Origin of the sequence: uncultured Agrobacterium sp., assembly GCF_913777885.1 — a bacterium.
Lineage (GTDB): Bacteria > Pseudomonadota > Alphaproteobacteria > Rhizobiales > Rhizobiaceae > Agrobacterium.
This window is the reverse complement of the sequence record NZ_CAJYTV010000003.1, coordinates 633,381-647,895: the sequence shown is the minus strand read 5'-3', so window position 1 is coordinate 647,895 and position 14,515 is coordinate 633,381. Positions and strand designations below refer to the sequence as shown.

The following is a 14,515-nucleotide window of genomic DNA, read 5'->3' as shown; positions in this document are numbered from 1 at the left end:
AACGGGCCACCTGCTTGCCCGGACGGCTTGGCCGTATGCGTTGGCTACGGCACGCGCCGCCCGGACAATCAGTCGATCCCGTTTGAACCAACAGAACTGTTTCTATTTAACAAGGAAACGCTCTAGCCGACACTCGCAAATGTATCCCGCCACGTAGCTGTCCAACATAAAAAAACAGGCCCCGAAAGTGGAGCCTGTCGCATTCGTCGATCTCATGAATGAAGCGTTACATGCCTTCCGGCCCACGGTTCATCGCCGCAATGCCGGTACGGCAAATCTCGATCAGCCCAAGCGGCTTGATGATCGAAACGAATTGATCGATCTTGGACGACTTGCCGGTGATCTCGAAAATGAAGTGATCGAGCGTCGCATCAACAACCTTGGCATGGAAGGCATCAGCAAGACGCAAGGTCTCGGCGCGATCTTCGCCGCGTCCTGCGACCTTGATAAGCGCCACTTCGCGCTCGATTGGACGCTCTTGCCCTGCCTGGCGTGCACGCACCGTCAGATCCACCACGCGATGAACCGGAACGATCCGCTCAAGCTGCGCCTTGATCTGCTCCAGCACACCAGGCGTGCCGCGCGTCACAATGGTGATGCGCGACAAGTGTGCCTCATGTTCTGTCTCAGAAACCGTCAGGCTCTCAATGTTGTAGCCACGGCCGGAAAACAGGCCGATGACACGGGCGAGAACGCCCGGCTCGTTATTGACCAGAACCGAGAGCGTGTGGTTTTCCACCATCGCCGTTTCGGTCTGGATGAAGTATGCGGAGCCGGTGGGCTGTAGGTGTGCGTTCATGTCTTTATCCTCTTCCCACGATTAGACGAGCTGGCGACCCTTGGCGTCGATGGCATTGGCAACTGCTTCGTCCGTTGCTTCATCCGGCAGCAGCATTTCATTATGTGCCTTACCGGACGGGATCATCGGGAAGCAATTGGCGAGATTGGCGACGCGGCAATCGAAAATGACGGGTCTTTTCACCGCGATCATTTCGGCGATCTTGTCGTCCAGTTCCTTGGGGTCGTCGCAATACATGCCCACTGCCCCATAGGCTTCTGCCAGTTTGACGAAGTCCGGCATGGCTTCGGTATAGGAGTTGGACAGACGGTTGCCGTGCAGCAACTGCTGCCACTGACGGACCATTCCCATATACTGGTTGTTCAGGATGAAGATCTTGACCGGCAGATTATACTGGATGGCGCATGACATTTCCTGAATGCACATCTGGATCGAGGCATCCCCGGCAACATCGATAACGAGCGCATCCGGATGGGCAACCTGAACGCCGATGGCAGCAGGGAAACCATAGCCCATGGTCCCCAGACCGCCCGAGGTCATCCAGCGGTTCGGTTTTTCGAAGCCGATGAACTGTGCCGCCCACATCTGGTGCTGACCAACTTCGGTGGTGATGTAGGTATCATGATCCCGGGTGGCCGCAGTCAGGCGCTCCAGCGCGTATTGCGGCATGATGACATCGTTGGAGTTCTTGTAGGCGAACGAGTTGCGCGCGCGCCAGCGGGCGATCTGGCTGTGCCACTCTTCGGTCTGCGCCTTTTCGGGCTTGGCAGGCAGCGCCCGCCATAGACGGACCATGTCTTCCAGAACATGCGCGACATCGCCGATGATCGGAACATCGACGCGAACGTTCTTGTTAATCGAAGAGGGATCGATATCGATGTGGATCTTCTTGGAATTGGGCGAAAACGCATTGAGACGACCGGTGATGCGGTCATCGAAACGCGCGCCGATGCAAACCATGACGTCGCAATCGTGCATGACCATATTGGCTTCGTAGGAGCCGTGCATGCCGAGCATGCCCAACCACTTGTCGCCGGACGCCGGGTAAGAACCGAGACCCATCAGCGTGGAGGTGATCGGAAAGCCTGTCAGTTCGACCAGTTCGCGCAACAGACGGGTGGCTTCCGGACCGGAATTGACCACGCCACCGCCCGTATAGAAAACAGGACGCCTGGCTTTCGACATCAGTTCGATCGCCGCCTTGATAGCGTTCAGATCTCCCTGAACCTTTGGCTTGTAGCTCTTTTGCTGAATGGCAGCGGATGGCGGCGTATAGGTACCGGTGGCGAACTGAATATCTTTCGGAACATCGACGACGACAGGACCGGGACGGCCCGTCTGCGCAATACGGAAGGCTTCATGAATGATGCCCGCCAACTCATTGACGTCCTTAACCAGCCAGTTGTGCTTGGTGCATGGGCGGGTAATGCCGACGGTGTCACATTCCTGGAAGGCATCGGAGCCGATCAGTGTGGTTGGAACCTGGCCGGAAATGCAGACCAGAGGGATGCTATCCATCAGCGCATCCTGCAACGGGGTAACAGCATTGGTCGCGCCTGGGCCGGAGGTGACGAGCATCACGCCGACCTTGCCGGTGGAGCGTGCGTAACCTTCTGCCGCGTGTCCCGCACCCTGTTCATGGCGAACCAGAATGTGCTGGATTTCCTCCTGCTGGAAAATCTCGTCGTAGATCGGAAGAACAGCGCCGCCCGGATAGCCGAAGATATGCTCGACACCGTTGTCCTTGAGCGCACGCAGCACGATCTCCGCGCCCGTCATGCGATTGCTGTTTTCCGTGTTGTCCTTATCCGTCATTGCCTGTTCCATCCCGATTTGGCTTTTGGATATCGCTGAGCGTGACCGCCCAAGTGGAGACATAAAAAAAGGCCCCTAGAGGAGCCTCGTTCAGCGCATGGGTGCTTTCGCCGGATGGTTACACCATCCTGCCCATGCGCCGTCCCACCACGATAAGTACGTTAAGATTTTTCATGGGGCGGAGTGTTAGCCAGAAATATGATGGGCGTCAACGCAAATTGCCGAAAAAATCACGAAGGCTTAACTTTATTGCCCGGAAGCGGGTCGATGCGAAACAAAGATGCGCGCCAATTACACCACTTGTTAAAGCCCATGACCTAAACATTTTTAGATAACAACAAAGCATCGACGACACCGACATCGGCCTTGCGGGGAAAAAACCGTGTTTAACGACGATCTACGAGCATCGGCAAAGGCAGGCGAACACGACCGCCGGGACGAACAGACAGCAGCCAGTCGCATGCTTGGCAGAGTGGTTTCCTGCAGCGGCTCGAAAGCGCGTATCTCCGTTACCATCACCAACGACGATCCGAATGTCGCGAAATTATGGTCGGTCGGACGGCTGATCTCCATCGATCTCGGCTCAACGCGGGTAACTGCCCTCACCTACGCCATGAATATCGATGGTTCTTCATGGTCGGACCACGACGCCAATACGCTGCTCGTGGACGTGGAACTGCTCGGCGAAATCTATTCCACGGAAGACGGCATCGAGCTCTTTTCGAGCGGCATTACCCGCTATCCCCATCTCGGCGCAGTCGCTCATCGCATCCGCGCCAGTGACCTCATGCGAATCTACGAAAACAGCGCCGCGGGCAGTTGTATCATCGGCAATCTTAGCCAGGATCAGAGCGTCGATGCGATGATCAACATTCCGCAATTGCTGTCGAAACATTTCGCCGTGCTCGGCTCCACCGGCGTGGGCAAGACGACGGCCGTGACCCTGCTCCTTAACAAGGCCATCGAGAAAGACTCGAAGCTCAGGGTACTGATTCTCGATCCCCATAATGAATTTGCCGCAGCCTTCCCGACAACCTCGGTGGTGATCGATACGGATACGCTCGATCTGCCCTTCTGGCTCATGAAACTCGAAGAGTTCGCCGAAGTGGTATTTCGCGGGCAAAAGCCGCCCGCCGAGGAGCTCGACATTCTGCGCGACCTCATCCCAGATGCCAAGCGCGCTTTCCGTGGCACGGACATGTCACATATTCGGCGCGCCTCGGAAAAATCGTCGCTGACCGCCGATACACCGGTTCCTTATCGCATTGCCGATCTTCTGGCGCTGATCGACGAGCGCCTCGGTCGTCTGGAGGGCAGAGACGAAAAGCCGGCTTTGCGCACCCTCAAGCTGCGCATCATGGCAGCCATCAACGATCCGCGCTACCACTTCATGTTCTCCAATAGCACCATCAACGATACGATCATCGAGACGGTCGCACATATCTTCCGTGTGCCGGGAGACGGCAAACCGATTTCGGTCTTTCAGCTTGCCGGAATTCCCTCCGAAGTGGTCAATTCCGTTGCGTCGGTTCTTTGCCGCATGGCCTTCGAACTAGCGCTTTGGAGCCAGGGATCGATCCATACGCTGGTCGTTTGCGAAGAAGCGCATCGTTATGTGCCATCCGATCCGGAGCTTGGCTTCTTCCCAACGCGCCAAGCCATTGCCCGCATCGCCAAGGAAGGCCGAAAATATGGCGTTTCGCTTGGCATTATCACGCAGCGACCGGGAGAGTTGGATCAGACGATCCTGTCGCAGTGTTCGACTGTCTTTGCCATGCGCCTTTCGAACGACAAGGACCAGGAGATCATCCGCTCTGCGATTTCCGGTTCTTCAAGCTCAACGATCAGCTTCCTCTCCTCTCTTGGCAACGGCGAAGCGATTGCCTTTGGCGAAGGGGTGAGCGTTCCGATGCGCATGCAATTTAAACGCCTGCCGCAGCATATGTTGCCGAAGGCGGGCAGCGTTACCGCCGCCATCCATGACGACACGCCGGACAATGTCGATCTCCGCTCCATCGTCAAGCGCATGCGCTCGGTATCCGGCCCGGACATTTCCGGCTTCCGGCAGAGCTACGACGCAACGGTTGCCAAGGAGATGAGCGAGACCGACATGGATGACTGGGCTTACGACCGCCCCGGCGAGGTTGGTAACGGCTTCGAACCCTACCGCCCTCACATGCTTCCGCGTGGTAATCCAACTGCAACGCCAAAGCCTCCTCAGCAGCAGCCCGCCTCCATATCGAGCACGGAGCGCAATGCTCCGGTCGATCACGATACGATGCGGCCATTTTTCACCAGCGAAACACGCTCCTCCATTCGCGAAACCTTGCTGAAGAAGCCCTTAGGGAGCCTCTACAGGAAAGACTGAGGCACAACCGGCTCACGTAAGCACACGCTGCCAATCATCGTCCATCTGATTGCGAAACCACGTCATCTGCCGTTTGGCATATTGACGGGTCGCAGCCGCAGCCTTCTCGATCACCTCGCCTTCGCTCATCCGACCCGCCAGAAACTCGGCAATCTGCGAGACGCCTATCGCCTTCATTGCCGTGGAATCCTGTGGCAAATCGAGAGCCAGAAGCGCTTGGACTTCTTCAACGGCACCGCTCTCCATCATATGGGCGAAACGTCGATTGATGCGATCATGCAGGACGTGGCGCTCTGGCAAAACCACCATCTTGCGGGCACGAGCCGGATCGATGATCACAGGCCCCGTGGCGGATTGATAGGTCTTGATCGACTGGCCCGTCGCTTCCAGAACCTCGAGCGCTCGCACAGTCCGCTGGCCGTCGGTCGGCATCAGCGCTTGTGCCACGTCGGGGTCTCGGGCTTGGAGTTCGGCATGGAGTGCCACGGAACCCTCTTCGATCAGACGCTGCCTGTACCGTTCCCGAACATCGGACGCGATCGCAGGCATGTCCGAGAGACCGCCCGTCAGCGCTTTGAAATAAAGTCCAGTTCCGCCGACGATCACGGGCAGCAGCCCCTTCGCCTTGAGTTGAGAAAGAAGAGTGCCGATCTCCCGCAGCCATTCGCCCGTAGAATATAGCGTCTTGGCCGATACATGCCCGTAGAGGAGATGGGGGATGCCGCCCATCTCGTCCGCCGATGGTCGGGCCGTCAGCACCTGCAACGTGTCATAGACCTGCATGCTGTCGGCATTGATGACGACGCCGCCATGCTGCTTGGCCAAACGAAGCGCAAGGGCGGACTTGCCGCTTGCGGTCGGGCCGGTTATCAGGATCGCATCGAATTGTTCATCAAGGTTTTTCATCATGGCTTTCGTTGCCACGCTTATCGCCAATCCGTCAAATCCTGTTCTCAGCCCAGCGCTTGGAGAAACGGCGGCGCAGGCCGTTGGAGCATCCGGCCTTTACTGGCTGGCAGACGGTGTTGCCTGCGATATGGTGCTGCCGGAAGGCGCCGATACTGACGCTGCCCGCACGACGCTGTCCGCCACGATCGCCGGGCTACCCATCGACATTGTCATTCAGGATCAGGATACACGCCGCAAGAAGATCCTGATTGCCGATATGGATTCCACCATGATCGGGCAGGAATGCATCGATGAGCTGGCCGCCGAAGTGGGTTTGAAGGACAAGGTGTCGGCCATTACCGCACGTGCCATGAATGGCGAAATCGCCTTCGAGCCTGCACTGCGTGAGCGCGTGGCGCTATTGAAAGGCCTGCCTGTTTCCGTCATCGGTGAGGTCATTGAAAAGCGTATCACGCTGACCCCCGGCGGTAAGGAACTGGTGGCGACGATGAAGGCCAAGGGCTACTACACAGCTCTCGTATCCGGCGGCTTTACCGTCTTTACCGCACGCGTTGCGGATATGATCGGCTTCCAGGAGAGCCGGGCCAACATCCTTGGCGAGCAGGACGGACAGTTGGACGGAACGGTCGCCGAACCCATTCTCGGAAAGCAGGCCAAAGTCGATGCGCTGATCGACATTGCGAACACGCTTGGTATTTCGCCTGAGGATGCATTGGCCGTTGGCGATGGCGCAAACGATCTCGGCATGCTGCACCTTGCCGGCAGCGGCGTTGCCCTGCACGCCAAACCCGCCGTGGCAGCGGAAGCGAAAATTCGCATCGATCACGGCGATCTCACCGCCCTCCTCTATCTTCAAGGTTATCGCAAGTCGGATTTCGTCACCGCATGATCATCCACGGTACACCACGCCTTATTCTGCGCGCCTGGAAGGAAAGCGACCGCGCCCTTTTCCGCGAGATCAACGCCGATCCGGTCGTCATGGAGTTCTTTGCCGTGCGCCGCAGCGACGAAGAATCCGACGCCATGATGGACAGGATCAACGCCGTCATCCACACCACCGGCTTTGGCTTCTACGCCATGGAAAATCGAGAGACTGGCGAACCCATGGGCTTTTGCGGCGTCGCCCCGGTGACAATCGATAACGTCTTCACCCCAGGCACGATGGAAATCGGCTGGCGGCTGGCGACCAGGTACTGGGGCAAGGGCTACGTGACGGAGGCGGCAAAGGCGCTTCTCTCGATGGCTTTCGACGAAAAGCGCCTTTCCGAGATCGTTTCCTTCGCCGTCTACAACAATCATCGCTCCACCGCTGTCATGAAGCGGATCGGATTGAAGCGCGACGCGGCACGCGATTTCAATCACCCACGCGTGCCGGAAGAGACACATCCGCACCTTCGCCCTCACGTCACCTACGCGCTGACGCTGGAGGAATGGCGGGCGCGATAACATCGCATCCTGCTGCCCCACATCTTCACTTCACCGCGGCATTGCCTCCATCGGCATAGAGGGCCGATCCGGCCACGAAGCTTGCCATCGGACTTGCGAGGAAGAGCGCTGCCTGCGCCAATTCCTCAGGGCTAGCGATGCGCTTCATAGCATGAAGACTGGCGGCCCATTCTTTTTGTGCGTCGTCTCCAGCCATCGCCGTATCCACACCGCCCGGCAGCAGGGCATTGGCGCGAATGCCTTTCACCGCATAGTCGGCGGTCAGACCTTTCACCAGTCCCATGAGGGCAGCCTTCGCCGCGCCATAGGCAGCCATTCCAGGCAGACCGGCGCTCGTGCCGACAAAGCTGGAGGTGAAAACAATTGCTCCGCCGCCACGCGCCAGCATGGATGGCACCTGGGATTGCGCACCGAGAAAGGCCGAGGTCAGATTGGCGTTCAATGTGTGATGCCATTCTTCGAGCGAGAGTTCGGCGAGCGGCTTGATCGCGCCGACAGCGCCCGCATTGTTGACGGCAATATCGAGACCGCCGAACCGATCCGCCGCCGCCCGAACCAATCGCTCATGCGTCTGCGCAAGACCGGCATCGCCGACCACCGCATGCACCCGGCCGCCCAGATTCGCTATTGTCTCGGCAACCTCATTCAGCGCCCGCTCGCCACGCGCATTGATGACGACCGCAGCACCCTCTGCGGCAAAGAGCAGCGCGGTCGCCCGGCCAATACCGGATGATGCGCCAGTGATAATTGCGACCTTATTATTTAGAAGTGTCATAGGCTTTGGCCTCCATTTCATGAAGGCCAAGGCTTAGAGAGCAGCTTCATTAACAGCCACCCGTTTCATGCGTTTGCGCTAGTGCAGACCAAAGACGTGTAGCAGTTCCTCCCGCTGGCGAACAAAGGCTGGCGAACTCCGGTCACGCGGGCGCGGAAGATCGACATCGATCAGCCGGGGTGCGGCGCCCTTTTCCCGTGGGAGGATCAGGATACGATCGGCCAGATAAAGCGCCTCTTCCAGATCATGAGTAACGAGAACCGTGGTGACGTCTTCTTCGCGCCATATGCGTGCAAGCTCCTGCTGCATGCCAATCTTGGTCATCGCATCCAACGCGCCGAGTGGTTCATCCAGCAACAGGATTTCCGGCTGGACGGCCAGAGCCCGGGCAATGCCCACGCGTTGGGCCATGCCACCGGAGAGCTGTCGCGGATAGGCATCCTCGAACTGCTGTAAGCCGACGAGGTTTATGTAACGGCGTGCACGGCTGCGCGCCTCTTCCCGGCTCAAACCTTGCGTTTCGAGCCCGAAGGCGACATTGTCAAGCACAGTCAACCAAGGCAGAAGCCGCGGCTCCTGAAAAATCACCGCCCGCTCCCGACCGACACCGCGCACGGCGTTTCCATCGATCAGGACGTCACCGCGATCTGCCTCTTCAAGCCCCGCCAGAACCCGCAGGAGGGTCGTCTTGCCGGAACCGCTGGCCCCAACGATAGCGAGGCTTTCGCCGGATCCGATGGTGAGGTTCAGGTCTTTCAGCACCTGAAACGGCTTACCATTCAACTGGTAGGATTTGGAGAGATGGCGGATCGCCACCTCTCCCCGCAAAGACGCTACTGCACTCATCACATCACCTCAATTGCTGGCGGTTGCGGTTTCAGGCGAGTAGAGGATTTTCTCCGCTGCGAGTTGGCCCGGCTGAACCTTGCCCTCGCGGGTCAGAACATCGATCCAGAACTGTAGGTCACGATCGACGGCCTTGCCGCCAGGCCGCACGCCGTAGCCGAGGAAGTACTGCGCCAATTCTGGGTTCTCGCCACGCTCTTCGAGCGCCTTGGCCAGAATTTTCTTGGTTTCCTCCGGATGCTCACGAGCGTAATCGAGTGCCCGCTGAGACTGCTCGACAAATGTCTTAGCCGCTTCCGGATGCGCCGTGATGAAATCGCGACGCAAGACTACGAAGCCGCCAGCAATATCGCCGAGAACATCGGTGTCATCGAAGACAGGACGAATGCCGCCATTCTTCTTGGCGAGGCCTTCGAATGTCGTCTGCCAGTAACCGAAGGCTGCGACATCCACTTGGCTGGAACGAAGCACCTGCTCCAGTTGCGGTCCCGGCACGACAACCGGCCTTGCGGCATCGGCCGGCAGGCCTTGCGAATGCAGCGCCTCGCGGATGGTGTAATCCAGATGCGCACCGAGCGTGTTGACCGCAATCGTCTTGCCGGCAATATCCTTGATCGTCTTGATCGGGCTGTCGTCCAGAACATAAAACACCGACTGGACCTGATCGTTGATGCCGTTCGAAGGATAGGCGGCAACGAAGTCATTTCCGCCGGCAATCGAGTTCAGCACGGCAGACGTCGCGGCACTTCCGATTTCGACGTCACCGGAGGCCAGCGCAAAGAGCGAGGCCGGGCCACCTTGGGCATAACCGACATTTTCAAAGCTGACGCCAGTTCCTTTAAAATAGCCGAGTTTTTCAGCAAGCTCATGCGCGGCAAGACCGCCCTGACTTGCGAGGTAGCGAAGCTTGATCTCTTCCGCCGAAGCGATTGTGGTAAAGCTGAGGAGAAAGGCTGCCGAAAGCAGCAGCTTGCGGGAATGGAAGGTCATGGTTTTATCCTTTGAATTTGAAGAATGAGGGATCGATGCGGGATCAATGGGACGGCGCAGACCAGCGGCAAAGCTTGCGCTGGAGCAACACGAGCCCGGCATTGGCCGCGAGCCCGAGAAGCGCCAGAAGCAGGATCGACGCATACATCAGAGGAATCTGGAAATTGTACTGGGCGTTCATCACCTGAAAGCCGACGCCCTTATTGGCGCCGATCATCTCGGCGGCGATGAGCAGCAGAAGCGCGGTGGTGGCAGAAAGGCGAAGGCCGACAAAAATGGCCGGGACGGAAGCAGGCAGTATCACACGCCGGAAGATCGCGATCGACCCGGCCCCATAGGTCCGGGCCATTTCCACGAGCTTGCGATCCACTTCCTTCACTCCGCCGATGGTAGATAGCAGGATCGGGAAGAGCGTCGCCCAGAAGATGACGAAGACCTTGGATGCTTCACCGAGGCCCAGCATCAGAATAAAGACCGGATAGAGCGCCAGCGCCGATGTCTGGCGGAAAAACTGCAGCAGCGGATCGAGAGCGCGTTCCACAGCAGCCACCTGCCCCATGAAAAGGCCGAGCGGAATGCCTATGACAACCGCGGCTGCAAATGCGATGCCGGACCTCTGCAGGCTGATGGCGATGTCATCGATCAACGCCCCGCCGACAATGCCTTTCCAGAGAGCGGCGACGATAACGTCGAGCCGTGGAAAGACCGCAGGGTTGATCCACCCCTGCGCGCTTGATATTTGCCAAGCCGCCAAAAAGCCGAGCACCAGCGCATAGCGGGACAAAAACGGCCTGCCATAGCGGTTGATCACCTGGATGGCGAGTGGCGCACGTTTCTCGCCACGATAGTCCAGCAAAGCCGGATGGGTGGATTTTACCTCGTCGTAAGACATGATCGCACCTCACTCCGCCGCCTGGACAACCGGTTGCTGAACCGACCAGCGATTGACCGGGTATGGAAGACCAAGATTCTGGCGAAGCGTGGTGCCTTCATAATGCGTGCGGAACAGGCCGCGCCGCTGAAGTTCGGGGATAACGAGATCGACAAAGTCGTCGAGCGCTGTGGGAAGCCACGGAGGCAGGATGTTGAAGCCGTCTGCCGCCTCGTTCTCGAACCACTCCTGCAGCGTATCGACGATTGTCTCCGGTGTGCCGACGATGGTGTAATGACCACGGGCCGAGGCGACCCACTGATAGAGTTGCCGGATGGTGAAATTGTTCTCGTCGGCGATCTGGCGCAGCAGTGCCTGTCGGCTCTTCATGCCCTCCGTCGGCGGCGCCACGGGTAGCGGCCCATCGAGATCGTAGCCCTTAAGATCCAGCGTACCCCCTGTCAGACCATTCAAGAGGCCGACGCCATCCTCTTCAAGGATGAGCGAGGTCAGCTTCTCATACTTTTCCTGGGCTTCCGCCTGGGTTCTGCCGACAAAGGGCGATACGCCCGGCATAACAAGAATATGGTTCGGATCGCGACCCAGACGGCGAGCGCGGGTCTTAATGTCGCGGTAAAATTCCTGCGCCGTCTCAAGATGCTGGTGAGCAGTGAAGATCACCTCTGCCGTTGCCGCTGCCAGATCGCGGCCGTCCTCCGACTGTCCAGCCTGCACGATAACGGGATGGCCCTGCGGCGAGCGCGGCACGTTGAGCGGACCACGCACTTGGAAATGCTCACCACGATGATTGGTCTCATGCAGCTTGGTCTTGTCGTAGAACACACCGCTTTCCACCTCGCGGACAAAGGCGTCATCCTCGAAGCTGTCCCACAGCTTCTTGACAACATCCACGTGCTCGGCGGCGCGCTTGTAGCGGCTGGCATGGGGCAGTTGTGTATCCAGATTGAAGTTCTGCGCGGCAGAATCACCGGTTGTCGTCACAACGTTCCATCCTGCCCGACCGCCGGAAATGAGATCCAGCGAGGCGAATTTGCGCGCCGTCAGATACGGCTCCTCATAGGTCGTGGATGATGTGGCGATGAAGCCGAGATTCTTGGTGAAGGGTGCGAGCGCCGAGAACAGCGTCGTCGGCTCGAAACCGGCAACCCTGGCATTTCCACCCTCGCGCGCCCCTCCGAAGCCGACCGCCAGATTGTCTGCCAGAAAATAGGCGTCGAACAATCCGCGTTCGGCAGTTTGTGCCAGTTGCTTGTGAAACTCGAAGCTCACCGCGCCATCCACGGGCTGATCGGGATGACGCCATGATGCGATGTGCTGTCCACCGCCGGGCAGGAATGCGCCCAGTCTGATCTTGCGTGTCATTGGTTCCTCGCTTTGGAGCTCTGCCATGTCTGCCATCAGGCAGGACAACGGCCCGTTTAGCCGCGACACCCGTTCACCACGTGCCGTCTGAGAAGAAACCTACATTGTCTATTATTTTTATATAGAAAGAAGATTGCTCGATTGCTGATGCTGAGCAAAAAGATTTCTGTGGTTGGGCGCAGAGACAGAACAGCAGCAAATATGTTCCGAAACAGGAAACGGCGCGTGTTTTGCACAGGAGGAGTTACACCTGACGAAATCGCACATCGTCCTCATCTCGGACTAGCCATCCCGCCAGCAAAAAGCCGCCCGTTGGAAACGGACGGCTTTGATGATGTGTTCGCAAATAGCAGATGGCTAAAAAACGAAGCAGACTATTCCAGCGGTATTGCCACGAAACGCAGATTGCCCTGCGCATCGGCAATCATCATATGCGCATTCTTCCGTCCGGCAGACTTGAGGCCATTGACGCGTACAAGCACATCGCCTGGCACCTCCATGAAATCCTGCCCGACTTCAACGATCACGTCGCCAGCCTTGACGCCTTTTTGCTCGGCAACCGAGCCCTGCGCAACGCTCGCCACATAAACGCCTTCGACGCTTTCTGCGATGCCCTTTTCCGTTTTCAACTCATCCGTCAACGTCACGAGGTCCATGCCAAGCACGGTCTGCGATGCTTCACGCGTATCCGGCGCCTGCTGCTCCGTTTCGGCGCCATCCTTGTCTTCGGGGGCGGTCATTTCACCGCCCTCACCATCTTCGGGCGTAGCGTCATCGCTGCTAGCACCCGGTTGCTGGTCTTCGGCATTGTCCTGCAACTGGCCAAGCTTGACCTTGACCTTTTCTTCCTTGCCATCGCGAAGCACGACGACATCGACTTCCTTGCCGACAGGGCTTTCCGCCACGATCCGTGGCAGGTCACGCATTTCCAGAATAGGCTTGCCATCGAAGTTCAAGACGACGTCGCCCGACTTGATAGGCCCATTCTCCACCGGGCCTCCCTTTACCACGCCGGAAATGAGCGCACCCTTCGCGCTATCCATTCCAAGACTGGAAGCGATATCGTCGGTCACTGGTTGAACGCGCACGCCAAGCCAGCCGCGACGGGTTTCGCCGAACTCGATCAACTGCTGCACGATGTTCTGCGCAAGTTCGGTGGGGACGGCAAAACCGATACCGATCGAGCCGCCGCTCGGCGAAATGATTGCCGTGTTGATACCGATCACCTCGCCCTTCATATTGAAAAGCGGCCCCCCGGAGTTGCCCTTGTTGATAGCAGCATCGGTTTGGATGAAGTTGTCATAGGGTCCGGCATTGATGTTACGGCCGCGGGCTGAAACCACACCCACCGTCAGCGACCCGCCGAGGCCGAAGGGATTACCGATCGCCATGACCCAGTCGCCGATACGCATCGTCCGCGAGTCGCCGAACTTGACCGCCTTGAGGGATGTCTTCGGCTCCACCTTCAGAACCGAAAGGTCCGTCTTGGTATCGGTGCCGACAAGCTTTGCCTTCAGTTTGTTGCCGTTCGGGAAGATGACCTCGATATCGTCGGCACCTTCGATAACGTGATTGTTGGTGACGATGTAACCCGCCGGATCGATGACGAAGCCGGAGCCAAGCGAGTTGACCTTCTCGCCGCCGTCGGGCTTCTGGTTATCAAAATAGTCCTTGAAGAACTCCTGGAAAGGTGACCCGTCTGGGATACGCGGCGGCGTTGGACCCTTGCCCTCGGCCTTGACGCTCTGCGAGGTGGAGATGTTCACCACTGCATCCAGAAGCGGCGCAGCCAGATCCGCAACAGAGGCTGGCCCATTGGTCTGCGCCATCGCACCCACCGGCATGGCAACACCACCGGAAAGAAGGGCAAAGGCTGCCAGACCGGCAACGCTGCTGCGGAAGGGCGAAAATCGGGTTACGGGCATCAAGCGTCCTCGCATCTGCAAATAGTAGCCTCAAGCTTTAGGAACCAAGCATAAGGCGGAATGATGAAGTGTGAAAAACCTTTTCGTGAAGAGCGCGCGAATCTTGGCCGACCTTCCACTGCAAATTCATACGTAGCGGAAAACTGTGGCTGTCGCACGTTTTACAAGAAGGACGGGCCGCGATGTACCGGTACAATCCTAGAGGCCTCAAGAAGGATAACCCCGGAGGTAGAAATAATTCTATTTCATGAAGTAAGCAAACACACCCCACAAAAAAAGAAAAACAAAGAATAATAAAAATGAAGCAAAAAACAGAAACAACATCAAAAACAGGATGTTCTCTAAGAAAGACCTGTCACTCCATCCTCTGATCATCCTAAGCCAAATG

Annotated in this window: 12 protein-coding genes; 3 read left to right on the top strand and 9 right to left on the bottom strand. The window is 57.9% G+C overall.

Going from position 1 to position 14,515, the window contains the following annotated elements; translation table 11 throughout:
- Window positions 1-226 precede the first annotated feature (226 nt).
- Together ilvN and QZ869_RS04000 are read right to left on the bottom strand one after the other, a co-directional pair.
- The gene (gene ilvN, locus QZ869_RS04005; protein ID WP_062426570.1) at window positions 227-799 is read right to left on the bottom strand and encodes an acetolactate synthase small subunit; all 573 of its coding nucleotides are present in this window, start codon (window positions 797-799) and stop codon (window positions 227-229) included.
- A 21-nt stretch (window positions 800-820) separates the two neighbouring features.
- Window positions 821-2,614 (bottom strand): acetolactate synthase 3 large subunit, encoded by a 1,794-nt coding sequence (locus tag QZ869_RS04000; RefSeq protein WP_296021028.1) that lies wholly within the window; start codon window positions 2,612-2,614, stop codon window positions 821-823.
- A 382-nt stretch (window positions 2,615-2,996) separates the two neighbouring features.
- Between QZ869_RS04000 and QZ869_RS03995 the strand changes: the two genes are divergently transcribed.
- Window positions 2,997-4,982, top strand: coding sequence for a DUF87 domain-containing protein (locus QZ869_RS03995; protein WP_296102542.1), 1,986 nt, complete (start codon window positions 2,997-2,999; stop codon window positions 4,980-4,982).
- Between the two features lie 12 nt (window positions 4,983-4,994).
- On the opposite strand, the gene miaA is transcribed toward QZ869_RS03995, so the two are convergent.
- Window positions 4,995-5,891: a tRNA (adenosine(37)-N6)-dimethylallyltransferase MiaA gene (gene miaA / locus QZ869_RS03990; protein WP_296038777.1), complete on the bottom strand. Its 897-nt coding sequence runs from the start codon at window positions 5,889-5,891 to the stop codon at window positions 4,995-4,997.
- Here miaA and serB point away from each other — a divergent pair.
- Window positions 5,890-6,780 carry a phosphoserine phosphatase SerB gene (gene serB, locus QZ869_RS03985; RefSeq protein ID WP_296038776.1) on the top strand — a complete coding sequence of 297 codons (891 nt, stop codon included), beginning with the start codon at window positions 5,890-5,892 and terminating at the stop codon, window positions 6,778-6,780. The two genes, miaA and serB, sit on opposite strands and share 2 nt — an antisense overlap.
- Complete coding sequence (locus QZ869_RS03980) at window positions 6,777-7,337, top strand: GNAT family protein (protein WP_296084947.1); 561 nt, start codon at window positions 6,777-6,779, stop codon at window positions 7,335-7,337. The genes serB and QZ869_RS03980 overlap by 4 nt, the downstream gene beginning before the upstream one ends.
- Window positions 7,338-7,362: 25 nt before the next feature.
- Here the strand turns inward: QZ869_RS03980 and QZ869_RS03975 are convergent, their stop codons facing one another.
- The 6 genes from QZ869_RS03975 to QZ869_RS03950 form a co-directional block, all read right to left on the bottom strand.
- A complete protein-coding gene (locus QZ869_RS03975) occupies window positions 7,363-8,112 on the bottom strand; it encodes an SDR family oxidoreductase (protein ID WP_296102541.1) in 750 nt (249 codons plus the stop codon).
- Window positions 8,113-8,190: 78 nt separating this feature from the next.
- Window positions 8,191-8,958 (bottom strand): ABC transporter ATP-binding protein, encoded by a 768-nt coding sequence (locus tag QZ869_RS03970; RefSeq protein WP_296076143.1) that lies wholly within the window; start codon window positions 8,956-8,958, stop codon window positions 8,191-8,193.
- A 9-nt stretch (window positions 8,959-8,967) separates the two neighbouring features.
- Window positions 8,968-9,948, bottom strand: a complete 981-nt coding sequence (locus QZ869_RS03965; protein WP_296102539.1) for an ABC transporter substrate-binding protein — start codon at window positions 9,946-9,948, stop codon at window positions 8,968-8,970.
- A 43-nt stretch (window positions 9,949-9,991) separates the two neighbouring features.
- A complete protein-coding gene (locus QZ869_RS03960) occupies window positions 9,992-10,840 on the bottom strand; it encodes an ABC transporter permease (protein ID WP_296021009.1) in 849 nt (282 codons plus the stop codon).
- A gap of 9 nt (window positions 10,841-10,849) precedes the next feature.
- Window positions 10,850-12,202 (bottom strand): LLM class flavin-dependent oxidoreductase, encoded by a 1,353-nt coding sequence (locus QZ869_RS03955; protein ID WP_296021007.1) that lies wholly within the window; start codon window positions 12,200-12,202, stop codon window positions 10,850-10,852.
- Between the two features lie 374 nt (window positions 12,203-12,576).
- Window positions 12,577-14,127, bottom strand: coding sequence for a Do family serine endopeptidase (locus QZ869_RS03950; RefSeq protein ID WP_296021003.1), 1,551 nt, complete (start codon window positions 14,125-14,127; stop codon window positions 12,577-12,579).
- Window positions 14,128-14,515: the final 388 nt, after the last annotated feature.

Excerpts from the sequence above, each read along its gene's own strand:
- QZ869_RS03960 (WP_296021009.1), bottom strand. The coding sequence starts at position 10,840 with ATGTCTTACGACGAGGTAAAATCCACCCATCCGGCTTTGCTGGACTAT.
- miaA (WP_296038777.1), bottom strand. The coding sequence starts at position 5,891 with ATGATGAAAAACCTTGATGAACAATTCGATGCGATCCTGATAACCGGC.
- QZ869_RS03965 (WP_296102539.1), bottom strand. The coding sequence starts at position 9,948 with ATGACCTTCCATTCCCGCAAGCTGCTGCTTTCGGCAGCCTTTCTCCTC.
- QZ869_RS03950 (WP_296021003.1), bottom strand. The coding sequence starts at position 14,127 with ATGCCCGTAACCCGATTTTCGCCCTTCCGCAGCAGCGTTGCCGGTCTG.
- QZ869_RS03955 (WP_296021007.1), bottom strand. The coding sequence starts at position 12,202 with ATGACACGCAAGATCAGACTGGGCGCATTCCTGCCCGGCGGTGGACAG.
- ilvN (WP_062426570.1), bottom strand. The coding sequence starts at position 799 with ATGAACGCACACCTACAGCCCACCGGCTCCGCATACTTCATCCAGACC.
- QZ869_RS04000 (WP_296021028.1), bottom strand. The coding sequence starts at position 2,614 with ATGACGGATAAGGACAACACGGAAAACAGCAATCGCATGACGGGCGCG.
- QZ869_RS03980 (WP_296084947.1), top strand. The coding sequence starts at position 6,777 with ATGATCATCCACGGTACACCACGCCTTATTCTGCGCGCCTGGAAGGAA.
- QZ869_RS03975 (WP_296102541.1), bottom strand. The coding sequence starts at position 8,112 with ATGACACTTCTAAATAATAAGGTCGCAATTATCACTGGCGCATCATCC.
- QZ869_RS03970 (WP_296076143.1), bottom strand. The coding sequence starts at position 8,958 with ATGAGTGCAGTAGCGTCTTTGCGGGGAGAGGTGGCGATCCGCCATCTC.
- serB (WP_296038776.1), top strand. The coding sequence starts at position 5,890 with ATGGCTTTCGTTGCCACGCTTATCGCCAATCCGTCAAATCCTGTTCTC.